20 protein-coding genes are annotated in these 23,891 nt (G+C 60.9%); 7 read left to right on the plus strand and 13 right to left on the minus strand.

Features of this window, described 5'->3' with window-relative positions:
* Window positions 1–14: 14 nt before the first annotated feature.
* The 3 genes from AACY52_RS13455 to uvrD all read right to left on the minus strand — a co-directional run bounded on the left by AACY52_RS13455 (window position 15) and on the right by uvrD (window position 3,792).
* Entirely contained in the window at window positions 15–422 is a 408-nt protein-coding gene (locus tag AACY52_RS13455) for an SMI1/KNR4 family protein (RefSeq protein ID WP_017135771.1), read from the minus strand.
* A 136-nt stretch (window positions 423–558) separates the two neighbouring features.
* A complete protein-coding gene (locus tag AACY52_RS13460; protein WP_339560550.1) occupies window positions 559–1,419 on the minus strand; it encodes a Tim44 domain-containing protein in 861 nt (286 codons plus the stop codon).
* 189 nt (window positions 1,420–1,608) lie between these two features.
* Entirely contained in the window at window positions 1,609–3,792 is a 2,184-nt protein-coding gene (gene uvrD, locus AACY52_RS13465; RefSeq protein ID WP_339418624.1) for a DNA helicase II, read from the minus strand.
* 247 nt (window positions 3,793–4,039) lie between these two features.
* Here uvrD and AACY52_RS13470 point away from each other — a divergent pair, with 247 nt between their 5' ends.
* From AACY52_RS13470 to AACY52_RS13480, 3 genes are all read left to right on the plus strand, one after another.
* Window positions 4,040–6,916, plus strand: coding sequence for an EAL domain-containing protein (locus AACY52_RS13470; RefSeq protein WP_339418625.1), 2,877 nt, complete (start codon window positions 4,040–4,042; stop codon window positions 6,914–6,916).
* A gap of 158 nt (window positions 6,917–7,074) precedes the next feature.
* Complete coding sequence (gene hexR, locus AACY52_RS13475; protein ID WP_010168370.1) at window positions 7,075–7,941, plus strand: transcriptional regulator HexR; 867 nt, start codon at window positions 7,075–7,077, stop codon at window positions 7,939–7,941.
* Window positions 7,942–8,096: 155 nt separating this feature from the next.
* A complete protein-coding gene (locus AACY52_RS13480) occupies window positions 8,097–8,294 on the plus strand; it encodes a PA3496 family putative envelope integrity protein (RefSeq protein WP_339418627.1) in 198 nt (65 codons plus the stop codon).
* Here the strand turns inward: AACY52_RS13480 and AACY52_RS13485 are convergent.
* Window positions 8,224–9,198: a LysR family transcriptional regulator gene (locus AACY52_RS13485; protein ID WP_339418629.1), complete on the minus strand. Its 975-nt coding sequence runs from the start codon at window positions 9,196–9,198 to the stop codon at window positions 8,224–8,226. The genes AACY52_RS13480 and AACY52_RS13485 overlap by 71 nt on opposite strands.
* A gap of 195 nt (window positions 9,199–9,393) precedes the next feature.
* Here AACY52_RS13485 and AACY52_RS13490 point away from each other — a divergent pair, with 195 nt between their 5' ends.
* Complete coding sequence (locus tag AACY52_RS13490; RefSeq protein ID WP_339418631.1) at window positions 9,394–10,809, plus strand: acetyl-CoA carboxylase biotin carboxylase subunit; 1,416 nt, start codon at window positions 9,394–9,396, stop codon at window positions 10,807–10,809.
* Between the two features lie 102 nt (window positions 10,810–10,911).
* Window positions 10,912–12,720 carry a sodium-extruding oxaloacetate decarboxylase subunit alpha gene (gene oadA / locus AACY52_RS13495; protein ID WP_339418632.1) on the plus strand — a complete coding sequence of 603 codons (1,809 nt, stop codon included), beginning with the start codon at window positions 10,912–10,914 and terminating at the stop codon, window positions 12,718–12,720.
* Window positions 12,721–12,790: 70 nt separating this feature from the next.
* Here oadA and AACY52_RS13500 read toward each other — a convergent pair whose 3' ends face one another.
* The 3 genes from AACY52_RS13500 to AACY52_RS13510 form a co-directional block, all read right to left on the minus strand.
* The gene (locus AACY52_RS13500; RefSeq protein WP_339418633.1) at window positions 12,791–14,074 is read right to left on the minus strand and encodes an autotransporter outer membrane beta-barrel domain-containing protein; all 1,284 of its coding nucleotides are present in this window, start codon (window positions 14,072–14,074) and stop codon (window positions 12,791–12,793) included.
* 188 nt (window positions 14,075–14,262) lie between these two features.
* Window positions 14,263–15,093 (minus strand): amino acid ABC transporter permease, encoded by an 831-nt coding sequence (locus AACY52_RS13505; protein WP_339472145.1) that lies wholly within the window; start codon window positions 15,091–15,093, stop codon window positions 14,263–14,265.
* Window positions 15,090–15,911 (minus strand): ABC transporter substrate-binding protein, encoded by an 822-nt coding sequence (locus AACY52_RS13510; protein WP_339418637.1) that lies wholly within the window; start codon window positions 15,909–15,911, stop codon window positions 15,090–15,092. Before AACY52_RS13510 ends, AACY52_RS13505 begins: the two co-directional genes overlap by 4 nt.
* Before the next feature lie 114 nt (window positions 15,912–16,025).
* Between AACY52_RS13510 and AACY52_RS13515 the strand changes: the two genes are divergently transcribed.
* Window positions 16,026–16,922: a homocysteine S-methyltransferase family protein gene (locus AACY52_RS13515; RefSeq protein ID WP_339418639.1), complete on the plus strand. Its 897-nt coding sequence runs from the start codon at window positions 16,026–16,028 to the stop codon at window positions 16,920–16,922.
* Window positions 16,923–17,057: 135 nt separating this feature from the next.
* Here AACY52_RS13515 and AACY52_RS13520 read toward each other — a convergent pair whose 3' ends face one another.
* From AACY52_RS13520 to AACY52_RS13530, 3 genes are read right to left on the minus strand one after another with little or no spacing between them, the layout of a single operon-like run.
* On the minus strand, window positions 17,058–17,729 hold the full coding sequence (locus tag AACY52_RS13520) for a GNAT family protein (RefSeq protein ID WP_339438431.1): 672 nt from the start codon (window positions 17,727–17,729) through the stop codon (window positions 17,058–17,060).
* A gap of 10 nt (window positions 17,730–17,739) precedes the next feature.
* Window positions 17,740–18,186 (minus strand): GNAT family N-acetyltransferase, encoded by a 447-nt coding sequence (locus AACY52_RS13525; RefSeq protein WP_339418642.1) that lies wholly within the window; start codon window positions 18,184–18,186, stop codon window positions 17,740–17,742.
* Complete coding sequence (locus AACY52_RS13530; RefSeq protein ID WP_339418643.1) at window positions 18,183–18,821, minus strand: FMN-binding negative transcriptional regulator; 639 nt, start codon at window positions 18,819–18,821, stop codon at window positions 18,183–18,185. Before AACY52_RS13530 ends, AACY52_RS13525 begins: the two co-directional genes overlap by 4 nt.
* Window positions 18,822–18,908: 87 nt before the next feature.
* Here AACY52_RS13530 and AACY52_RS13535 point away from each other — a divergent pair, with 87 nt between their 5' ends.
* Window positions 18,909–20,447, plus strand: a complete 1,539-nt coding sequence (locus AACY52_RS13535; RefSeq protein ID WP_339560551.1) for a PLP-dependent aminotransferase family protein — start codon at window positions 18,909–18,911, stop codon at window positions 20,445–20,447.
* Here AACY52_RS13535 and AACY52_RS13540 read toward each other — a convergent pair whose 3' ends face one another.
* From AACY52_RS13540 to AACY52_RS13550, 3 genes are all read right to left on the minus strand, one after another.
* Window positions 20,448–21,539 (minus strand): polyamine ABC transporter substrate-binding protein, encoded by a 1,092-nt coding sequence (locus tag AACY52_RS13540; protein ID WP_339427705.1) that lies wholly within the window; start codon window positions 21,537–21,539, stop codon window positions 20,448–20,450.
* Window positions 21,536–22,573, minus strand: a complete 1,038-nt coding sequence (locus tag AACY52_RS13545; protein ID WP_339418646.1) for a histone deacetylase family protein — start codon at window positions 22,571–22,573, stop codon at window positions 21,536–21,538. The genes AACY52_RS13540 and AACY52_RS13545 overlap by 4 nt, the downstream gene beginning before the upstream one ends.
* A 285-nt stretch (window positions 22,574–22,858) precedes the next feature.
* Complete coding sequence (locus tag AACY52_RS13550) at window positions 22,859–23,851, minus strand: AraC family transcriptional regulator (protein ID WP_339427703.1); 993 nt, start codon at window positions 23,849–23,851, stop codon at window positions 22,859–22,861.
* Between the last annotated feature and the right edge of the window lie 40 nt (window positions 23,852–23,891).

The following is a 23,891-nucleotide window of genomic DNA, read 5'->3' on the forward strand; positions in this document are numbered from 1 at the left end:
GCCTGGGTGTGAACTCAGCTTTCCAGCCAGACGTCCCGCGCCCAGTGCCACACCGATTCCCAGGTTTCTTCGGTGACAAGTTCTTCTTCGCCAGACCACAGCACCACCGTGCCGTCTTCCTCGACGCAGTAATAGTCGTCACCGTCCTGGCAGATCGGGATCATGCTGCGATCAACGCCGGCATCCCAAGCGTTTGCTGCCACGTCCGGCAGGTAGGTGTGGGATTGTGGGTCGGTGACAGTCACCGGCTCCAGGCTGCCGTACACCACGTCGCTGACGGTCAGCAGGAATTCCCGGAAGACAAACGGGATGTCGATGAACAGTTGTTCCTCGATTTCCACAATCTGATCTTCATCAGGCAGTTCCAGGGGAACCGGGACCGGTTCGTTGGCTTCACGCAATTGTTCGATGATTTCTTCCACGGCCGGGATCCTCTTGCTAGATGGCGCGGTTTATAGGGGCGTTTTATACAGTAGCTCGCTATAAGTGCAACCGTGAAATAGAAAACCCCGGACAGGTCCGGGGTTTTTTGTGACTGCCTGCTCAAGCGTGCGGGGATCAGCCGTTCTGGCGGATACCGGCGACCAGCCATGGCTGGTTCTCGCCTTGTGGGCGTTCCATGTTCCAGCTTTCGCTGAACACTTCACCCTGGTCGAAGCGCGAGGTCTTCGACACACCGCTGAACGTCAGTGTGGCGATGGTCTTGTCGGCGCGATCATCCACACCGTCCAACTGTACGCGCAGGTCTTCAATGTAGGTCGACTGGAAAGCGTCGCCCAGGTCGGCACGTTCGCGCTTGAGGAACTCCAGCAGTTGCGGGGTTACGAACTCGGCGATCTTGTCCATTTCGTTGGCGTCCCAGTGCTGCTGCAGGGACTGGAAGTGGCTGCGGGCCGCTTCGACGAAACGTTCTTCGTTGAACCAGGCCGGTGCGTTGATCACCGGGCGGGCTGCAGCAGGTGCTGCCGAACCACCGAAGATCGAACCCATGGCTGGTTTTTGCTCGAACACTTCACGCTGCATCGGCGCGCCGGCGGGAGCCAGGTGCTCCTGCTGCTTGCGGCGACGGGCAGCGATAAAGCGGAAGATCATAAAGGCGATGACCGCCAGGATCAGCATGTCGAAAATCTGCATGCCCTCGAAGCCGCCCCCCATGAACATGGACGCGAGCAGGCCACCGGCGGCGATACCGGCCAGAGGGCCTAACCAGCGCGAAGCACCGCCAGCCTTGGCAGCAGCGCCCGCAGCACCGGCTGCGCCTGCGGTAGCCGCAGCACCGCCGGATGGAGCCATTTGGCTGGTCTGGTGAGTCGGTGCTGCCCCCGAACTTTTGCCGCCACCGAAGCGCTTGGCGTTGGCGTCGATGCTCATCGTCAGGCCGATGCACAACGCCATGGCGATGCTAAGAAAACGTTTCATAAAGGGAATTCTCATTTGTGGATTGCACGCGCGCCATGTTGCACAGGTGCAGTGACAGTGGCTAGCGACATAATGTTTCGGGCTTTTGCGTAGGACCGGCCCAGAAAGGTCTGTAGGACTTATTACAGATATTGGCCCGCGCTTGCTAAAAACAAGGGCGGGCCAATCACCTTCATGTAGGCAGATGTTTCAAATGGCGTCGAGCTTCGCGTAACCCATCATCAGCCACTTGCTGCCTTCGGCGAAGTTCACCTGCACCCGCGCCTGGGCACCCGCGCCTTCGAAGTTGAGGATCACGCCTTCGCCGAACACCGAATGCCTGACCTGCTGGCCAAGGCTGAACTGGGTTTCCGGAATTTCTGAGCCGGCGAACAGGCTGCTGGCGCTTTGCTGCTGGCCTCCGCCGAACGGGCGGCTGACGCTGTTGGAAAGGCGCACTTCCTGAATCAGACCCTTCGGCACCTCACGTACGAAGCGCGACACCTTGTTGTAGGTCTCGCTGCCGTACAGGCGTCGGGTTTCGGCGTAGGTCATCACCAGGTTCTGCATGGCGCGGGTGATGCCGACGTAGGCCAGGCGACGTTCTTCCTCTAGACGGCCAGGTTCTTCCAGGCTCATCTTGTGGGGGAACAGGCCTTCTTCCATGCCGACCAGGAACACATACGGGAATTCCAGGCCCTTGGCGCTGTGCAAGGTCATCAGCTGGATGCTGTCTTCATGCTCATCGGCCTGGGTGTCGCCGGCTTCCAGCGACGCATGCCCGAGGAATGCGGCGAGCGGAGTCAGCTCTTCGTCTTCCTCGGTGTTTTCGAACGCACGGGCGGCGCTCACCAGTTCCTCAAGGTTTTCTACCCGAGCCTGGCCTTTCTCGCCTTTTTCCGCTTCGTGGTAGGCGATCAGGCCGGACTGTTCGATAACGGTCTGAGTCATCAGGTGCAGCGGCATTTCCGCGCATTTGGCCGACAGGTTCTCGATCAGCTCGACAAACACGCCCAGTGCGCCCGCTGCACGACCGGTCAGGCCTTTATTGGCGATCAGCAAGCGCATGGCTTCCCACATCGACACATCGGCATGGCGAGCGTGGTCGCGAATCGCCTCGACGGTTTTCTCGCCGATGCCACGCGCCGGGATATTGATGACGCGCTCCAGCGCCGCATCGTTGCCACGACCTTCCAGCAAACGCAGGTAAGCCATGGCGTTCTTGATTTCGGCACGCTCGAAGAAGCGCTGGCCGCCATAGATGCGGTACGGGATGCGCTCGCGCAGCAAGGCTTCTTCCAATACCCGCGATTGGGCGTTGGAGCGGTAAAGAATCGCGATGTCGCTGCGTGCCAAGCCGGTTTTCAGCGCGCTTTCGATGGTTTCTACCACGTAGCGCGCTTCATCGTGCTCGTTGAACGCGGCGTACAGGTTGATCGCTTCGCCTTCGCCGCCGTCGGTCCACAGCTCTTTGCCCAGTCGCCCGGTGTTATTGGCGATCAAGGCGTTGGCTGCCTTGAGGATCCCGGCTGTGGAGCGGTAATTCTGCTCCAGGCGGATGGTGACCGCGTCCGGGAAGTCTTCGGAGTACTGGTAGATGTTTTCGATTTTCGCGCCACGCCAGCCGTAGATCGACTGGTCGTCGTCACCCACCACCATCAGACTGTCGCCACCTTTGGCCAGCAGGCGCAACCAGGCGTACTGCACGGCGTTGGTGTCCTGGAACTCGTCCACCAGAATGTGTCGGAAGCGTTTCTGGTAATGGGCCAGCAACCCTGGGTTGTCGCGCCACAGGTCGAGGGCGCGCAGCAGCAGCTCGGAGAAGTCGATGACCCCGGCGCGCGCGCAGGCGGCCTCGTAGGCTTCATAAATGCTGCGCATGGTGGCCAGGAACAAGTCGCCGCTGGCCTGGATATGTTGCGGGCGCAGGCCTTCGTCTTTCTGGCCGTTGATAAACCATTGCGCCTGGCGCGCCGGCCAACGCTGTTCGTCGAGGCCCAGTTCGCGGATCACCCGCTTGACCAGGCGTTGCTGGTCATCGCTGTCGAGGATCTGGAAGGTCTGGGCCAGGCCCGCTTCCTGCCAATGGGCGCGCAACAGGCGGTGCGCCAGGCCGTGGAAAGTGCCTACCCACATGCCGGCCGGGCTGATGCCCATCAACTGCTCGATGCGGTGGCGCATCTCGGCAGCGGCCTTGTTGGTGAAGGTCACCGACAGGATGGAATGCGGTGACGCGTTCTCGACCTGGATCAACCAGGCGATACGGTGCACCAGCACTCGGGTTTTACCGGAGCCAGCACCGGCCAGGACCAACTGACGGCCAACGGGGGCTGCTACGGCCTGGCGTTGGGCATCGTTGAGGGAGTTAAGCAAAAGAGAGAGATCATCGCGCATCGGCGCATTCTATGGCCCACGGGAGAGTGGGGCAAATACCAATGCCGGGTGGTCGACGTAAAACAGTCGGGGTGATGACCGGTCGGTCAACGGTCGCAGCCCGCGCAGCGTCTCGTTCAAGCCGTCTGGCTCCGGAGTTTGCGCTGCCTGAGCGTGCGGCTTTTATGACGTGGAGCAGTTTGGCCGGAGCGCTTGCTTGTGTATGCTCCGTCGACGTTTCGGGCTCACCATTATAAGAACACTGCCTATGACCCTCAGCACCGATCTGCTCGACCCCTCGGCGGCGCCCGCACAGGTTCTTCGCAAACACTACGCCACCGAGATGGCGGTCGAGCGCACGCGCCTGCTGTATCAAGGCTCCCTGCTGCCGACCCTGTTGATGCTGGTCAATGGCCTGGTCTGCGCCTGGCTGCTCTGGAACCCCAAGCAATACCTCTTGGACAGCATCTGGCTGGTCTGGCTGCTGGCCCTGGTGGCGATGCGCGTGATCCAGGTGGCGGCGTTTGATTCAGCCATGCCCAGCCGCCAGGCCCAGCCGATATGGCGACGCGTGTTCATGCTCGGCTCGGCGGTCAGCGGCCTGACCCTGGCTATTGCCGCCATCGCGCTGGTGCCGGCGGACAGCTTTATGCAACAGGCCTGGGTGTTTGGCCTGATTGGCGCCGCGACGCTGTCGGCCAGCGTGGCCTATGCCGTGAGCCTGCCGGCGTTTTTGTCTTTCGCCTTGCCGTGCCTGGTGCCGGCGATCATCTACCTGTTCTGGAACGGCGACCCGCGGCAGCGCGGTTGGGGTGTACTGGGCCTGATCCTGCTGGCGTCCTTGAGCCTGGTGGCGTGGCAGGTCAATCGCCTGATCCAGCGCGGGCTGCTACGACGCTTCCAGAACCAGGCGCTGATCGAGCACCTGCAACAGGCGCAGCAGCGCAGCGAACAACTCAATCAGGAGTTGGTGCGCGAAGTCGAACAGCGCCGCCAGGTCGAGCAGGAACTGCGTGACGCACAAATCGGCCTGCAGGACCGCGTGGCGCAACGTAGCCAGGAGCTGGACGCCGCCAGCCTGGCCCTGAATAAAAGCGAAGCGCGCCTTGCCATGGCCCTGCAAGCCAGTGAGCTTGGCCTGTGGGACTGGAACCTGCAAACCGACGAAGTCCACCACACCCAGCTCAAGGAATTGTTCGGCCTGGAGCCGGAGTACGTCACGGCGATGCTCGGCCATCTCAAGCCGCGCCTGCATCCCGAAGACCTGCCGCTGCTCAAGCGCGCGCTGGTGGAACACCTTAAGGGCCGCAGCGAGGACTATCAGGTGGAATACCGCGTGCGCCACGGCGATGGGCACTGGGTATGGATCGAAGACCGTGGCCGTGCCGTGGAGCGCACGGCCAACGGGCGAGTCACGCGCATGCTTGGCACGCGCCGCGATATCAGCGCCGGCAAGGCGCTGGAGGAACAACAGCGCCTGGCGTCGACCGTGTTCGAGGCGGCCAGCGAAGGTATCGTGATTCTTGACCCGGACTACAAGCTGGTCGCCGTCAACCAGGCGTTCAGTCGTGTGACCGGTTTTGAAACCGACGACATGATCGGCCGCAATGTCGTGGAGCTGCCCAGCAGTCGTGATGCCCGCCGCCACTTCCCGGTGATCCGCCAGGCGCTGCTCAGCCACGGCACCTGGCAGGGCGAGCTGGTGGAAACGCGTAAGAACGGCGAGCTGTACCCGCAGTGGCTGCAATTGAACGTGGTGCGCGATGTTCGGGGGAAAGTCAGCCATATCGTGGGTTTCTTCGCCGATCTCTCGGCCAGGCGTGAGTCCGAAGAGCGCATGCGCTACCTCACCCACTATGACGAATTGACCGGCCTGGCCAACCGCTCGCTGTTCCGCGAACGGCTGCGCGAGGCTCATCAGCGCGTGCGTCAGGGCGGGCGCAGCCTAGCGCTGCTGCATATCAACCTGGACCGCTTCAAGCTGCTCAATGACAGTTTGGGCCATGAAGTCGCCGACCAATTGCTGCAGAAAGTGGCGCGCCGCCTGATCAACGCCTTGCCCGAGGCCGACACCATCGCACGCCTGTCCGGGGACGAATTCGCCGTGTTATTCGACGCTTATGGCAACCTCTCGAGCCTGGCGCGAGTCGCCACACGACTGTTGGCCAAGCTGCGCGTGCCGGTGACGGTGGATGGGCATGAGCTGGTAGTGAGTGCTTCGATGGGCGTCAGCCTGTTGCCGGACAATGCACGGGAAATTTCCGCGCTGGTCAGCCAATCGAACATGGCGATGCAGCACGCCAAGCATCTGGGCGGTAATAATTTCCAGTTCTACACCGACAGCCTGCAAGCCAGCACCCTGGAGCGCTTACAGCTGGAAAACCACCTGCGCAAGGCTATAGAGGAGCGCCAGCTCACGGTGTTCTACCAACCGAAACTGTGCCTGGCCACCGGTAAGCTGAATGCTGCCGAAGCGTTGATCCGCTGGGAGCATCCGCAGTGGGGCATGGTGCCGCCGGGGGACTTTATCGGCCTGGCCGAAGAGACCGGCCTGATCGTGCCACTGGGCGAGTTCGTGCTGCGCGAGGCCTGCTGGCAAGCCTGTGAATGGCAGCGTCAGGGGTTGGCGCCGATTCGAGTGTCGGTGAACCTGTCGGTGCATCAGTTGCGCCAGGGCAAGGTGGTCAGCCTGGTGCGTCAGGTGCTCGAAGAAACCGGGCTGGACCCGCAATACCTCGAGCTGGAGCTGACCGAAAGCCAGTTGCTCGACAGCGTTGAACACATCATCGCGACCTTCCAGCAACTGCGCGACCTGGGCGTGAAGTTGGCCATTGATGATTTCGGTACCGGTTATTCGTCCCTCAGCTACCTCAAACGCATCCCCGTGGACTACGTGAAGATCGACCAGAGCTTTATCCGTGGGCTTGGCCAGGGGCGTGAAGACGCGGCCATCACCCGGGCAATCATTGCCATGGCCCATGGGTTGGCGCTCAAAGTGGTGGCCGAAGGTGTGGAGGATCAGCAGCAGCTGGATTTCCTGCGAGGGGAGCAGTGTGACGAAGTGCAGGGCTATTTGATCAGCCGGCCGATGCAGGCCGAAGGGTTGGCAGATTTGTTACGGAAAAATGCAGATTTTCCTGAGTGACGCCAAGGCCGCCCCTGTGGCTACAACTTGGCCGCCCTTAGATTCAAAGGGGAGCAGGGCGATTTAGTGATGCTTCGGACGGGCAAAACGACAATTCTTGTAGTATAACTACAAGATTGCTACATCCTTGGCCCTGCCCATAACAAGAGTCCTGCCCTTTGAACCTGTTGCAACATATCGCCCAGTCGCGCCACCTGTTACGCAAATCGGAACTCAAGGTTGCCGATCACGTGCTGCTTGACCCTGCGGCTGTGATGCACAGTTCCATGGCCGACCTGGCCCATAGTGTGGGCATCAGCGAGCCGACCATCGTGCGCTTCTGCCGCGCCATCGGTTGCTCCGGGTTCCAGGACTTGAAACTCAAGTTGGCCCAAAGTTTGGCCGCCGGTGCCAGCTTCGGGCAATTTGCGATTCACGAAGACGATTCCGTCGCCGACTACAGCCTGAAAATCTTCGACACCACCCTGCACACCCTGATGGAAGTGCGCGAGAAGCTCGACCCGGTGGAGTTGCAAAAGGCCGTGACCGCCATGTCCCAGGCCCAGCGTGTCGAGTTTTACGGTTTTGGTGCTTCGGGCGCAGTGGCCGCTGACGCCCAACACAAGTTCTTCCGCCTGCTGCTCACCGCCGCCGCCTACAGTGACCCGCATATGCAGGCGATGTCGGCGGTGACCTTGAAGCCTACCGACGTCGCCATCTGTATTTCCCAGTCGGGCCGTTCCAAAGACCTGCTGATCACCGCCAATCTGGTGCGTGAAAGCGGTGCGACCCTGATCACCCTGTGCCCGAGCCAGACGCCGTTGGCGGAACTGTCTACGGTCAACCTGGCAATCGACGTGCATGAAGACACTGAGATTTATACGCCGCTGACCTCGCGTATCGCCCACTTGGTGGTGATTGATGTGTTGGCAATGGGCGTGGCCATGGCGCGCGGGCCAAGCCTGGTCAACCACCTCAAGAGCGTGAAGCGCAGCTTGCGTAGCCTGCGGTTGTCGCCCAAGTCGGTCAAAGCCCTCGACGACTAAGGGCTATACACAGAGCAGATGTGGGAGCGGGATTGATCCCACATTTGGATCTCTGACCTATCTGGAAAATTCATCGTCCTGTAACCCCCGCGCCGCCAAACCGTCATCCCCTGCGCCCATCCTGTACTCCCCGCACTCGCATTGGGAGACTCGAAATGGCCCGGCCCTACGAAGACAGCAACAGCACCGTAAAGACCCGTCGTCAGCAGGAAGACCAACGCCGCATGGCGTTCCGTCGCGCAATCGAAGACCGTTGCGAGGAGCGCCAATTGCTCCAGAGCATCAGTGACTACCCGGAACTCCACTGGCAGGCACCCGCGGCTGCCCAGCGAAACGCTCAGCCAGTGCGCTGATCTGCACCCGTTCGCTGCGAATAAAGCCCAGGAACGCATGGGCCACCGGTGACAGGCGCTTGGCCTTGGCCTGCACCAGGCACCAACTGCGGTACAGCGGCAGCTCTTCCACCGGCAGCTCCTTGAGCCCGCCGGTGGCCAGTTCCATGTTGACCGCGTGGCGCGTCAGCAGGGCCACGCCCAATCCCGCGCATACACATTCGCGCTGCGCCTCGGCGGAGGCGACTTCCACCGTCTGGGTGAAGTGCACACGTTTCTCCTTGAAGTATTCTTCGCAAGCCATCCGCGTGCCGGAACCCGGTTCGCGTAGCAGCAGCGTGTAAGGTTCCAGATCTTGCAGGCGCAGTGGGCCTTGCAGGCTCAAAGGGTGGTTGGGGGGCGCCACGGCGACAATCGGGTTGTTGAGGAATGGCAGGAATTCCAGGCCCATGTCCTGGGGCACCATGGACATGATCACCAGATCGTCGCGGTTGTCGGAAAGCCGGCGGATCACCTGGGCACGGTTGACCACCGTCAGGTGCAACTGCACCTCAGGGTGCTGGCGCTTAAAGGCAGCAAACAAATGCGGCACAAAGTATTTGGCGCTGGATTCCACGGCCAGCTTCAGTTGGCCTTGCAGTGAGCCCTGCATGTCCGACAGTTGCATATCGAGGTTCTCCAGCCGTCCGAAGATATCGCGACTGGCCCGTTGCAGCGCTTCAGCGGCCTCGGTCATGTAGAGTTTTTTGCCGACATAATCGAACAGCGGCTGGCCGATCAGCTCTTCCAACTGACGAATTTGTAGGCTCACGGCGGGCTGTGTGAGGGACATTTCCTCGGCGGCGCGGCTATAAGAGCGCAAATCACACACTTCATGAAAGATCTGCAGCTGACGCAATGTCAGTCGCATCAATGACTTACGCATATTTCGCTCTCCTCATCCCAAGCCAGCCGAACAACTATAAGTCTTTACTTATGCATGACCCAATAATTATTGATTTTTGTTAATCCCTCTACCGGCTTAGTGTGTGTCTCGCGACTGTCATGAAACATTTGGTCACGCGCCGACCCAGCTCCAGTGGGTCGAAGAACGCAGCAATCGGCTCAAGGGAATTTCCAAGTGATAAAAAAGATCCTGATCGCCAACCGTGGTGAAATTGCCGTACGAATCGTGCGTGCCTGCGCCGAGATGGGCATTCGCTCGGTCGCGGTCTACTCCGACGCCGACCGCCATGCGTTGCACGTCAAGCGTGCCGACGAAGCCCACAGCATTGGTGCCGAGCCACTGGCCGGTTACCTGAACCCGCGCAAGCTGGTGAACTTGGCGGTGGAAACCGGTTGTGATGCGCTGCATCCCGGCTATGGCTTCCTGTCGGAGAACGCCGAACTGGCGGATATCTGTGCCGAACGCGGGATCAAATTCATCGGCCCGTCCGCTGAAGTGATCCGCCGCATGGGCGACAAGACCGAAGCGCGCCGCAGCATGATCAAGGCTGGCGTACCGGTCACGCCCGGCACCGAAGGCAACGTCGCCGACATCGCCGAAGCCCTGACTGAAGGCGACCGTATTGGTTACCCGGTGATGCTCAAGGCCACCTCCGGCGGTGGCGGTCGTGGTATCCGTCGTTGCAACAGCCGCGAAGAACTTGAACAAGCCTTCCCTCGCGTCATCTCCGAAGCCACCAAGGCGTTCGGCTCGGCGGAAGTGTTCCTGGAAAAATGCATCGTCAATCCCAAGCACATCGAGGCGCAGATCCTCGGTGACAGCTTTGGCAGCGTGGTGCACCTGTTCGAGCGCGATTGCTCGATCCAGCGCCGCAACCAGAAGCTCATCGAAATCGCCCCAAGCCCTCAGCTGACCCCGGAACAGCGCGCCTACATCGGCGACCTGTCGGTGCGCGCCGCCAAGGCCGTGGGTTACGAGAACGCCGGCACCGTGGAGTTCCTGCTCGCGGAGGGCGAGGTGTACTTCATGGAGATGAACACCCGGGTGCAGGTGGAACACACCATCACCGAAGAAATCACCGGGATCGACATCGTCCGCGAGCAAATCCGTATCGCCTCCGGGTTGCCGCTGTCGGTGAAACAGGAAGATATACAGCACCGGGGTTTCGCGTTGCAGTTCCGCATCAACGCCGAAGACCCGAAGAACAACTTCCTCCCAAGCTTCGGCAAGATCACCCGTTACTACGCCCCCGGCGGTCCTGGCGTGCGCACCGACACGGCGATCTACACCGGCTACACCATCCCACCGTTCTACGACTCCATGTGCCTGAAACTGGTGGTGTGGGCGTTGACCTGGGAAGAAGCCATGGACCGCGGCCTGCGTGCCCTGGACGACATGCGCCTGCAAGGCGTGAAGACCACCGCCGCCTACTACCAGGAAATCCTGCGCAACCCGGAATTCCGCAGCGGCCAGTTCAATACCAGCTTCGTTGAAGCCCACCCTGAGCTGACCAACTACTCGATCAAGCGCAAACCCGAAGAGCTGGCCCTGGCCATCGCCGCCGCCATCGCCGCCCACGCAGGCTTATAAATAAGCAGCTGCAAGTTGCAAGCGGCAAGCTACAAGTTAAAGCGCATCAGCCTTTACTTGCAGCTTGTAGCTTGAAACTTGCAGCTATGAGGAGATCCGAATATGACTAAGAAAATCTTCGTAACCGACACCATCCTGCGCGACGCCCACCAATCGTTGCTCGCGACCCGCATGCGCACCGATGACATGCTGCCGATCTGCGACAAGCTCGACAAAGTCGGCTACTGGTCCCTGGAAGTCTGGGGCGGCGCGACCTTCGACGCTTGCGTACGTTTCCTCAAAGAAGACCCGTGGGAGCGCCTGCGCAAACTGCGCGCCGCGTTGCCTAACACCCGCCTGCAAATGTTGCTGCGTGGCCAGAACCTGCTGGGCTACCGCCATTACAGCGACGACGTGGTCAAGGCGTTCGTGGCCAAGGCGGCAGTCAACGGCATCGACGTATTCCGCATCTTCGACGCCATGAATGACGTGCGTAACCTGCGCGTGGCCATCGAAGCGGTGAAGGCCGCCGGCAAACATGCCCAGGGCACCATCGCCTACACCACCAGCCCGGTGCACACTGTCGAAGCGTTTGTGGCCCAGGCCAAACAGCTCGAATCCATGGGCTGCGACTCGATTGCGATCAAGGACATGGCCGGTCTGTTGACCCCGTACGCCACCGGCGAACTGGTCAAGGCGCTGAAAGCCGAACAAAACCTGCCGATCTTTATCCACTCCCACGACACCGCCGGTCTGGCCGCGATGTGCCAACTCAAGGCCATCGAAAACGGTGCCGACCACATCGACACCGCCATTTCCAGCTTTGCCTGGGGCACCAGCCATCCGGGTACCGAGTCGATGGTCGCCGCCCTTAAGGGCAGTGAGTTCGACACCGGCCTGAGCCTGGAACTGCTGCAAGAGATCGGCCTGTACTTCTATGCCGTGCGCAAGAAGTACCACCAGTTCGAAAGTGAATTCACCGCCGTCGACACCCGTGTGCAAGTCAACCAAGTGCCGGGCGGGATGATTTCCAACCTGGCCAACCAGTTGAAAGAGCAGGGCGCCCTCAACCGCATGAGCGAAGTGCTGGCCGAAATCCCGCGTGTGCGTGAAGACCTTGGCTTCCCGCCGCTGGTAACCCCGACCTCGCAGATCGTCGGCACCCAGGCGTTTTTCAACGTGCTGGCCGGTGAGCGCTACAAGACCATTACCAACGAAGTGAAGCTCTACCTGCAAGGCGGCTACGGCAAGGCGCCGGGCACCGTGAATGAGAAACTGCGTCGCCAGGCCATCGGCAGTGAAGAGGTCATTGACGTACGCCCGGCCGATTTGCTCAAGCCGGAAATGACCAAGCTGCGTGGCGAAATCGGCGCGTTGGCCAAGTCTGAAGAAGACGTGCTGACCTACGCCATGTTCCCGGACATCGGCCGCAAGTTCCTCGAAGAGCGCGACGCCGGCACCCTGGCGCCGGAAGTACTGTTGCCGATTCCTGAAGCGGGCGGCGTGGCCCGTGCCGGTGGCGAAGGCGTGCCGACCGAGTTCGTCATCGACGTGCACGGCGAGAGCTACCGCGTGGACATCACCGGTGTCGGCGTGAAGGCCGAAGGCAAGCGCCACTTCTACCTGTCCATCGACGGCATGCCCGAAGAAGTGGTGTTCGAACCGCTCAACGAGTTTGTCAGCGGTGGTAACAGCAAGCGCAAGCAGGCCACCGAGCCAGGCCATGTCAGCACCGCGATGCCGGGCAATATCGTCGACGTGCTGGTCAAGGAAGGCGACGTGGTCAAGGCCGGCCAGGCCGTACTGATTACCGAAGCCATGAAGATGGAAACCGAAGTGCAGGCAGCGATTGCCGGCAAGGTGAGCGCTGTTCATGTAGCCAAGGGCGACCGGGTCAACCCTGGCGAAATCCTGATTGAAATCGAAGGCTGATACAGCCTTCGACATTACCGTTTAATCCTCGGGGGGGCAGGTGCTCCCCTTTTTTTCGCCTGTAGTTTGCTTAGAAACGCATCCGCCACTGCCCTATCAAGCCTTGGCTGCTGCTTTGGGTGCCGTTTTCCGCGCTGTAGGCCACGCCGACGGTGTGGTTGGCGGAGAGTGCCAGATCGAGCCCAGCCTGCAGGTTCAGGCTGTTGCGGTCGAGAGACGCGCCCTGAAGGGTGAAACCGTCAATGCCGCCCTGGCGAAAGGACTGGCGCACCTGGCTGTCGACGTCGCCATAGAGGTGTTTCCAGTGCGTACTCAGATGGGGTGTGAGGGTCATCTGGTTGTCGAACAGGAACAGTTTGGCCAGGCGCAGACCAAAGGTGCTGCTCAGGTTCTGTTGGGTTTGCGCATCGACGTTCAGCGCCGCGGCCCCGTCGTGTTCCTTGAAACTGTCACGGCTGTAGCGCTGGTAGCCAAGGCCAGCAAACGGCTCGATGCTGATGTCGCCACTGCCCAGTTGGTAGCCCATTTCGCCGAAGACATTCTGGCTGTTGGCGGTGTAGCGGCCCTTGAGTGTGTCCTTGTAACCCAGGATATCGATGCCACGTTTGTTTTGCCCCGCATGGCTGCTGTAGATCGCCCCCAGGCGTAACGCCAAGGGGCCGTCCTGGCGCACGGCGTAACCGCCCAGATGCCAGCTGTCCAGGTCTGCGGTAAAGCGCTGCGTATCGAAACGGCTGCTGGATTTTGCCCCCAGCACACCGACTCGCCAGGCGTGGTCGACAGCCCAATCTGCGCCCATTAAAACGCCTTGGTTGGCCGTATTCAGGCCGGCAGTGCCGCGCTGGTTGTCGAGACCGCCTTCGCTGCCGAGGTTTTTTACCCAGAAGTGGCCGTTGGAGTCGGTGGGCAACTCGCGCAGGGTCGTGAGCACGCGGCTGCTCAGTTGCTGGGTGCTGCTCTGGGTTGCTGCCGCCAGGTTTGCGTTCTGGCTGCCCGCCAGTTGCTCGAGGGCCGCGCCGAATGCGCCGGGTTTCTGTGCGAGTTCGGCGTTGAGTTTCTCCAGGGCCTTGATCTGCTCGGAGCTTAGATTGCCCGATTCCAGCAGGCGACTCAGTGCTGGCTCCAGCACCTTCGCCACCTGCCGACCATTGTGAGTAGTGGCTTGCCCAGTGAAATAGCCGTCGATAGGCGCAGCTTCAACTTCGGGAAGGTCGAACCATTCAAAAGCCGGTGCGTCGTAGGGTTGATACCAGAACGGCATGTACTCGATATCGCCGCGCGCATGTGCATATTGAAGGTTGGCCGCAGCGAGTAGGCTGATGGCAAGTACGATTCTGCGGAGTGTAATGGGCATGAATTCCCAACCTCTTGGTGAATGAGGCGGGGAATTTAGCGAGGTGAAGGAGGGATAACTGTCAGGCCACGCAGTCGCGGTGTGCGGGAGTTGTCGCTATCGGTCGGCGATAAGCGACGTCTGCATTTTATTGCGTAATCACGATCCTAAAAGCACACCAATATGCATTTTAATGCAGCTTTTGGAGCTCAACTACGACGTACATACCCCTTGCCATAGTGCCGTTCCAGCCGCGCCTGGATCAGCTCCATGCCCAGCGACAGCACCCAGTAAATAATCGCCGCCGTGGTCAGCATCTCGATATAGCGATAGCTCGAGCGGCCATAGGACTGCGCCAGGAACATGACCTCCCACACGCCCATCACCGAGATCAGGGACGAGTCCTTGAGCATCGAGATGAACTGGTTGGTGGCCGGCGGAATGATGGTGCGCATGGCCTGGGGCAGGGTTACGTGCCAGAAGATCACGCTGTCACGCATGCCCAGGGCGAGTGCCGCTTCACGCTGACCGTGGGTGACACCGAGGATGCCGGCGCGGAAGATTTCGCTCAAGTAAGCGCCGTAGTTCAGCGACAACGCGATGATCCCGGCGACGATGGCGCCCGGCACCAGGCCCAACTGGGGCAGGCCGAGGTAGATCAGCAAAATCTGGATCAGCAGCGGCGTGCCGCGAAAGAACGAGGCATAAAAGCTGGCGATGCCAAAGGCCACGGCGCTTTTCGACAAGCGTCCCAGCGCGGTGACAAACCCCAGCACCGACGATATACCGATCGAGCACAGGCACAAGAACAGCGTCAGCGCCGCGCCTTGCAGGAAGCCATTGGGCGACAGGTGCACGCCCACCAGGTTGGGCAGCTTGTCGAGGATGATCGAGAACTTCAGGTCAAAGCTCAGGAAGAAACTGGCGAACAGGCAAAACAGCACGGCCCAGGTCAGGTACAACCGGGTGCGAAAACCGAAGAGCCGCTGCCAGCGCGACGCGCTGACCGGCGGCTTGGGAGGTGTGGGGAACGCAGTCATTGGCTGATGTCGGCGCCGATCCATTTCTGCGACAGCTTGCTCAGGGTGCCATCCTGTTTCAACTGGGCGAAGACTTCACGCACCTTGCTGTCCCACTGCGGGTCGCCTTTTTCGATCGCCACTGAGTTGGGCTCCGAATACAATGGCTCGCCGGCCAGCTTGAAGCGCTTGTCCTCGGTCAGGCGCGGTTGAGCGGTGACCAGGTTGGTGAGGATTGCATCCAGGCGCACGCCGGCGCCCAGGCCGAGGTCTTGGAAGGCCACGTTGTCGGTGTCGTAGGGCGCGATCTGTACGTTGTCGAATGGATACTGCAACTGCGTGTCTTCGGCGCCTTCAATCACCAGGTTTTTGTTCAGGTAGCTTTCATAGCTGGAGGCGCTGGTCAGGCCGACTTTCTTGCCGCTCAGGTCCTTGGCGCTGTGGATGCGATCATCCTTGGCGTTGACCACGATCACCGCCGGCGAGGCGTAGTACTCCACCGGAAAGTCGAACACCTCGGCGCGGGCCTTGCTCGGGGTCATGGAGCAGATGCAGATGTCGTAGCGGCCACTCCAGCGGCCGGCCGCGATCACGTCCCAGGAGGGCGTCTCCAGGCGCAGCTTCACACCGAGTTTTTGCGCCACGGCCTTGGCCACGTCGACGTCGAAGCCATCGAGCTGATTTTGTTCGTTAAGAAACGAGAACGGCGGGTAGCTCTCCATCAGCACGCCCACCAGTTCTTTCTTCTTCTCAATTCGGTCCAGCGTTGCACCGCCAAAGGCTTGCGTTGAAGCGGCCAGAATCGTCAGGCCCAAGGCCAGCAGCGGTTTCAGTTTCATGGATCGGTACCTGAATGAAAAAAGAGTTGTTATGAAGCGGATGGGACGTATTAAATAGTTATAAGAACGACTCTCATAGTGAGTTATTTTCATAAGCTTATGAGTAAAAAGCATATGGCCACAGCAACAGTAATTCTTGATGGCGGCATGGGCCGTGAACTGCAACGCCGTGGCGCGCCGTTCCGGCAGCCGGAGTGGTCAGCGTTGGCCTTGAGCGAAGCGCCCCAAGCGGTGGAGGCGGTGCATACTGCGTACATTCAGAGCGGTGCCAATGTGATCACCAGCAACAGCTACGCGGTGGTGCCGTTCCATATCGGCGAGGCGCGGTTTGCCGAGGAGGGCGAAGCCCTGGCGGCGCTTGCCGGTGAGCTGGCAAGGCGTGCCGTAGACGCATCCGGCAAGGCTGTGCGCGTGGCGGGTTCGCTGCCGCCGCTGTTTGGTTCGTATCGCCCGGACCTGTTCGAGCCACAGCGCGTATCCGAATTGCTGACACCGTTGGTGCGAGGCCTCGCGCCTTTTGTTGACGTGTGGCTGGCGGAGACCCAGAGCTCGATCGTTGAAGCCCGTGCGATCCACGCCGGTTTGCCCGAGGACGGCAAACCGTTCTGGCTGTCGTTTACTCTCAAGGATGAAGACACCGACGAGGTCCCGCGCCTGCGTTCTGGCGAACCGGTGGCGGATGCGGCCGAAGCGGCGGCGCAGCTGGGTGTGCAAGTGCTGTTGTTCAACTGCAGCCAGCCGGAAGTGATAGGCGATGCCATTGACGCAGCGCGCCAGACGTTCGAGCGCCTGGGCGTGCAGATTGAGGTGGGCGCCTACGCCAATGCCTTCCCGCCGCAGCCCAAGGAAGCCACGGCCAACGATGGTCTTGACCCATTGCGTGAGGATCTGGACCCGCCGGGTTACCTGCACTGGGCAGCGGACTGGCAGGCACGCGGTGCCAGCCATTTGGGCGGATGCTGCGGGATCGGGCCTGAGCACATTGCGGTGCTGGCCCAGAAGCTGAGGTAGTTGAATTCACACAAGTCCTAATGTGGGAGCGGGCTTGCTCGCGAAAGCGGTGGATCAGTCGACAGCTGCAATGACTGCCCCGCCGTATTCGCAAGCAAGCCCGCTCCCACAAGGGTTTCTGTGTTGCCGGGTAGGTTAAGCCCGGCACTCTGCCAGGCTTTTCACCTGGCCTGAATGTGTCTGGTTAGTCTCGGACAACCACGCCTCAAACCCCGCCCCAATCGCCGGCCATTCGGTATCGATGATCGAATACCATGCCGTATCCCGGTTCTGCCCCTTGACCACCATGTGCTGGCGGAACACCCCTTCAAAACTGAACCCCAGTCGCTCTGCCGCATATTTGGAGCGGCCGTTGCCGTTATTGCACTTCCATTCCAGCCGACGATAGCCCTGCTCGAACGCATACTTGGCCAGCAAGTACACCGCTTCGGTGCTTCTCGGTGAGCGCTGCATCGGCGCGCCAAAGGTGACGTGGCCGATTTCGATACGTCCCTGGGCCGGGACGATGGACATCAGGCTGAGGATGCCTTGCACCTGACCAGTCTTGAGGTCGACCACGCTGAAGAAATACGGCTCGTTATGTTGAGCGTGGTTGTTTAACCAGTCATTGAACCCACTGCGCTCAGGAAAAGGCCCGTAGGGTAAATAGTCCCACAGCTTGGGATCGGCACCGGGGCCTTCAAGGGCTTGCCACAAGTCATCGCCATGGCGCGCCGGGTCGAGTTTTTCCAGGCGGATAAAACGCCCTTCAAGCAGTTGCACGCTGGGTGCCGGGACGCCTTTCCAGTCGGCGAGGGAGGTGGACATGCTGCGCTCCTTAAAGACCTTTGCGAAATTGGATGAAACCAGGGCGTTCGGCGATGCGTTCGTACAACTGGATCGCGGTGGCGTTGGTCTCGTGGGTGAGCCAGTGAACCTTACAGCAGCCGTCAGCCTTGGCGGTGGCGTAGACGAACTCAATCAGCTTGCGGCCCACGCCGGTGCCCCGTAGAGAGGGCTCTACGAGCAGGTCTTGCAGGTAGCAGGCGTTTTCGATGCTCCAATTGGAGCGGTGGTAGATGAAGTTGACCATGCCCACCGCCTTGCCGTCTTGCCAGGCCAGTGCGGAATGGGTCGGCTCGTTGGCGTCGATCAGGCGCTCCCAGGTGCTTTGGCTGACGGCGCCCGGCAGTTCGGTGTTGTAGAACTTCAGGTACGCCTGCCACAGCGGCAGCCAGGCGCCATGGTCGGCGGCGGTGACCTGGCGGATGTCGATCTGACTCATTCTGGGACTCCTTGGGGGATAAAGCCTGCGAGGGTCTGGTCGCGTACGTCGACGCTGGCGGCCAGCCCCTCGCGAACGCCGGCGATGTCGGCAGCGCTGCGGTTCTGGCTGAGTTTGCGTTTGCCGATCAGGCGCTCGATCGGCAACGCAAAGCCGACAATGGCTTTGAGCATGCCTTCAATGTAGTCGGCCGGGGCGTCGCTGACTTTCCACGGCTGGGCGCGGCTGCCTTCATGGCGATCGGTCAATGCACTGACCACCGCAAGCAAACGCTCGGCATCGGTAAACACCTCGGCCTTGCCGTAGGCATGCACGGCGATGTAATTCCAAGTGGGCACGACTTTGCCGTGCTCGGCCTTGGCCGGGTAAAACGACGGGCTGATATACGCCTCGGCGCCGGCGAAGATCACCAGAGCTTCACTTCCGTTTTGCAGGTCCTTCCACTGCGGGTTGGCCTTAGCCAGGTGCCCGTAAAGTGTGCCATCAGGGCCTTCATCGGGGTTGAGCAGCAGCGGCAAGTGGCTGGCTTGCAGGCCGTGCTCGCCTACGGTCACCAACTGCGCCAAGCGGGTGTGCTGGATCAATTGCTGCAATTCGGGCAAGTCTTCGAGGGCAAAGGCACGGGGCGTATACATAGAAATTTTCCTTGGCGAATGCCTGCATCCTAGGCAGGCTAATGGTTCGTTGTAAGAGCCATCTAGCGCTAATTTCATAGGTCCAATATGCCGCCCATTGCGCCGCCGTTGTCGTTCAACCCTGCCGGTATCGAGCTGGATCGCCGTCAAGGGCTGACGCGCCAGCTGTATGAAGCGCTGCGTCAACGCGTGCTGGACGGGCGACTGGTCAGCGGCACGCGTCTACCCGCCAGTCGTGACTTGGCGGCTGCACTGTCGATCTCGCGGAACAGCGTGGTGCGCGCTTACGATCAACTGTACGCGGAAGGGTTTATTGAAAGCCGAGTAGGCGATGGCACTTACGTCGCTCAATTGCCTACGGCAAAAAAACTATCCACAAAAGTATCCACAGGGTTTTCAACAAGCTTATCCCCAGCCTTATCCACAAATTGGTTGGATTTGCCGGTTAGCTCAGCCCGTGAAGTTATCCACAGGCCTGCTTTTGGGCGTGTGCAAACTCACCATTTACCGGTTCCACCTCCCGGGCCACCAAGGGCGTTTCGGGTCGGTGTTCCGGCATTCGATCTGTTTCCATTTGAGGTATGGGCCAAGCTGAATGGGGCTTTCTGGCGCAAGCCCGACTTGGCACAACTCTGTTATGGCGACCCGGCGGGGGACGACCGCTTGCGTGGCCTGATTGCCGCGTACCTGCGCAGCTCGCGGGGCATGCAGTGCTCAGCTGAACAAATTGTGATCACCAGTGGCGCGCAGCAGGCAATCAGCCTTTGTGCACAGCTGCTGGTGGAGCCCGGCGATGGCGTGGCGGTGGAAAACCCCGGCTACCGCGCCGCAGGGCATGCGTTCGCCCTGGCAGGCGGGCAGCTGCACGGTGTGCCAGTGGACGGCGAGGGCATGGATTGTCAGGTGCTCAACCGCCTGCAGGATTGCCGTGTGGCCTATGTCACGCCTTCACATCAGTATCCGTTGGGCGTGGTAATGAGCCTGGCACGGCGTCTGGAATTGCTGGCCTGGGCCGAACGCACGGATGGCTGGATCATCGAAGACGATTACGACGGAGAGTACCGCTACAGTGGCGCGCCGCTCTCGCCGCTCGCCGCCTTGGACCGCAACGGGCGGGTGCTCTACGTCGGCACCTTTGGCAAAGTGGCCTTTCCGGCGTTGCGCCTCGGTTACCTGGTATTGCCACCGGCGTTGGTAGACGCCTTCGCCCGGCGCCGCGCCGTGGACATGCGCCACTCCGAGGTCAGCACCCAGGCGGTGATGGCTGAATTCATGGCGACCGGGCATTTCCAGCGGCACATTCGCCGCATGCGCCGGGCCGCGTTGAGCCGCCGCAATGTGTTGTTGTCGGGTTGGCCCAGCGGTTTGCCGGGTATGGGAGAACTGCCCAGCGTTGCGGCGGGGCTGCATGTGACGGTGCGTGTCGACAGCCTGGCCCGCGAACAGCAACTGCTCGCGCAGGCCCACGCGGCGGATGTCGAGATCAACGGCTTGAGCGCTTATTGGCTGGCGCAATCAATCACGCCGGTGGATCAGCGCGCAGGCCTGGTATTGGGGTTCGCCGCGGTGCCCGAAGCCGACATGGCCTCGGCGCTGGCGCGATTGCGCCAGGCCTGGCAATGCTGATCAGGTGCCCGATTTGATTTTGGTCCAGGCCCGTGTCCGCGCACGTTCCGCATCACGCCCCAAGGGTTTCAAGGTGTACAGCGTGGCCATCGCCGCCTCGGTGGGGTATAGGTTTGCGTTGTTGCGAATCGCCGGGTCGACCAACTCGGTCGCGTCCTTGTTGGGGTTGGGGTAACCGACGAAATCGCTGACCGGCGCGATCACCTGTGGTTGCAGCAGGTAGTTGATAAAGGTGTAGGCGTCCTGAGGGTTTTGCGCGCCCTTAGGGATGGCGAGCATGTCGAACCAGATCGGCGCGCCTTCTTTGGGCAGGCGCATGTCCACCGTCACACCATTCTTGGCTTCCTTGGCGCGGTTGGCGGCCTGGGAGAAGCTGCCCGAGTAACCCACGGCCACGCAGATGTCGCCGTTGGCGATATCGGCCATGTACTTGGAGGAGTGGAAGTAGGTGATGTAGGGGCGGATCTTCATCAGCAGCGCTTCAGCCTTGGCGTAGTCCTTGGGGTTGCTGCTGTTGGGGTCCAGGCCCAGGTGCTGCAAGGCCAGTGGCAGGATCTCCGAGGGCGAATCGAGAAAGGCCACGCCGCATTGCTTGAGCTTGCTGATATTTTCTTCCTTGAAGATCAGGTCCCAACTGTCTACCGGTGCGTTCGGCCCCAGTGCGGCCTTGACCTTGTCGGGGTTGAAGCCGATCAGGATGGTGCCGTACATGTAGGGCACGGCGAATTTGTTGCCGGGGTCGTTGGCTTCGATCAGCTTCATCAGCTTGGGATCGAGGTGGTTCCAGTTGGGTAACTGGCTGCGGTCGAGGGGCTGGAACACCCCGGCTTCGATTTGCTTGGCCAGGAACACGTTGGACGGCACTACCACGTCATAGCCGGAGTTGCCGGTGAGCAGCTTGGCCTCCAGGGCTTCGTTGGTGTCGAAGATGTCGTAGACCAGTTTGATGGTCGGGTTCTGCGCCTTGAAGTCCTCAAGCGCCTTGGGGGTGATGTAGTCGAACCAGTTGTAGACCTTGAGGGTTTTTTCTTCGGCCTGGGCCGCGCCGCTCAAGAGCGTGGCGCATAAGGCTAGGGGAGTGAGCAGCTTCATCGGGTAGCTCCTTGTTCGAAACCTTCGAGCACGTTGACGGCGTTGATGCCGATTTCTTCCACCGCGTAGCCGCCTTCCATGACGAACAGCGTGGGTTTGCCAAGGCGAGCCAGGCGTCGGCCCATGGCCAAATAGTCTGGGCTGTCGAGTTTGAACTGGGAGATCGGATCGTCCTTGAACGTATCTACGCCCAGAGACACCACGATGATGTCGGCGTCATAGCGTTCGGTTTCCTTACAGGCCTCGTCCAGCGCCGCGCTCCATTGATCCCAACCCGAACCGGCAGGCAGCGGATAGTTGAAGTTGAAACCTTCTCCCGCGCCTTCGCCCAGCTCGTCGGCATAGCCGAGGAAGAACGGAAATTCCGCTTCCGGGTGCCCGTGGATAGAGGTGAACAGCACATCGTTGCGCTCATAGAAAATCGACTGGGTGCCGTTGCCGTGATGGTAGTCCACGTCAATGATTGCGACCTTCTTGTGGCCCTGGTCGAGAAATGCCTGGGCCGCGATGGCGGCATTGTTGAGGTAGCAATAACCGCCCATCAAATCGCTGGCGGCGTGATGCCCCGGCGGGCGGCACAGCGCGAAGGCACTGTGCGCGCCTTGCTGGATTGCCTGTTGCGCGGTCAGCGCCACCTGCGCCGCACTGTACGCCGCTTGCCAGGTGCCGGCGGTGATCGGCGCGCCGCCGTCGAAGCTGTAGTAACCCAGTTGGCCGTGCAGGCTGGTGGGCAATACCCGGCGCAACGTACGGGCCGGCCAGGTATACGGCAGCAGGTCGCCGTCGGTGGCGAATTCAGTCCAGCGCGCCCAGGCACCTTTGAAAAACGCCAGGTAGTCGCGACTGTGGATACGTTGCAGCGGCGCCAGGCCGAAATCCTGCGGCGCCTGCACCGGGCCGAGTTCGCGGTCCTTGACCCGTTGCAGTACATGGTCGGCACGCGACGGCATTTCGAAGCAGGGCATCAGTTGCCCGTCCATCAATTCGCACCGGCCGTGATGCAGGTGATGATCGTCTGAGTAGATCGTCAGCATTTTTTTGTTCTCCGCAGGCTGTTTCGGTGCATGCAGTCTTGCGCCGGGCGGCGTGCATGAGAACGGTAGGAGCGGCCAAAAGGGGATAAATAGGGCCAGCCTGTGTGTCCGCAATTCGCCCCATGTTGGCGCGGCCTGCCATTTTCGTGTGCGTCTGCTTCATCTAATAACGTAGGAGCAAGCTTGCTCGCGAAAAGCGTCAACGATAACGCGTGCATCCTGGATAAATGCGGTGCCGGTGAGTGCTTCGCGAGCAAACTCGCTCCTACACAAGGGGTTGGCTACTCACGCACGAAACTGACTCGGCGCCACTCCGCTCCAGCGCACGAATGCGTGGCGAAAGCTCGCAGTCTCGCTGAAGCCCAGTTGTTCGGCGATTTGGTAGATCGGCATTTCATCTTGCGCCAACCACTGCTTGGCGCGCTCGAAGCGCAGTTCGTCGAGCAATTCCTGATAGCTGCACCCCAGCGCTTGCAGGTGCCGGCGCAAGGTGCGCGGTGAGCAGTTGAGCTGTTCGGCCAGCCGTTCCAGGCCCGGCGCGGCGCCCAGTTGTGCACTGAGCAACTGGCGCACGCGGCCCAGCCAAGCCTGACGCCCGGTAAACTCGATGTTCTGTTTGCGGCAGCGTTCGGCCATGGCCTGATGGGTGATGGTGTCGGCCAGCGGCAATGGGTGATCGAGCCATTGGCGGTCGAACGCAAAGGCGTTGTCCGTGGCTTCAAAGTGCAGCGGGCAGTTGAACGATTCGCTGTAGCGCGCCTGATAGTCCGGCGCCAGGTGTTCGAAGCGTGCGCCCAGCATAGGCAAAGGCTGGCCCAGCAGGTCATCGCAGATGACTTTCAGCGAGACCAGGCACAGCTCGGCATTGAAGGTGGCCAGCGCCGTGTCTTCGCGATAGTCGCGGGCGCAGAACCAGACGCGTTGACCGTCGTCCTCCAGGCTCAGTTCGTACAGTGTTCCCAACAGCGCCGGGTAACGCAGGGCCAGGCGCAAAGCGTCACCTAAGGTGGCACTGGTGAGGAGGGCATAGCCGAGCATGCCGTAGGACGACACATGCATGCGTCGGCCCAGGTCCAGGCCGATGTCCCGACAAAGGGCCACGGCATTGGCGCATACGCGCATCTCCTGGCACGTGGTAATGCGCGTGTCGGCATGGCTCAGGTCGGCGGCGCTGATGCCGCTGCCAGCCAGCAATACTTCAGCAGCCGGGCCCTGGCCCTTGAAGGTGGCCAGAACCAGGGAGACGGCGTTCAGTGTGGTCAGGTGCGAGTGCAGCATGGGGAATCTGCGCAAAGTGGGTATTGCTGCGCAGCAAGTT

Origin of the sequence: Pseudomonas sp. EA_65y_Pfl1_P113 (assembly GCF_963970525.1) — a bacterium.
Classification (GTDB): domain Bacteria; phylum Pseudomonadota; class Gammaproteobacteria; order Pseudomonadales; family Pseudomonadaceae; genus Aquipseudomonas; species Aquipseudomonas tritici.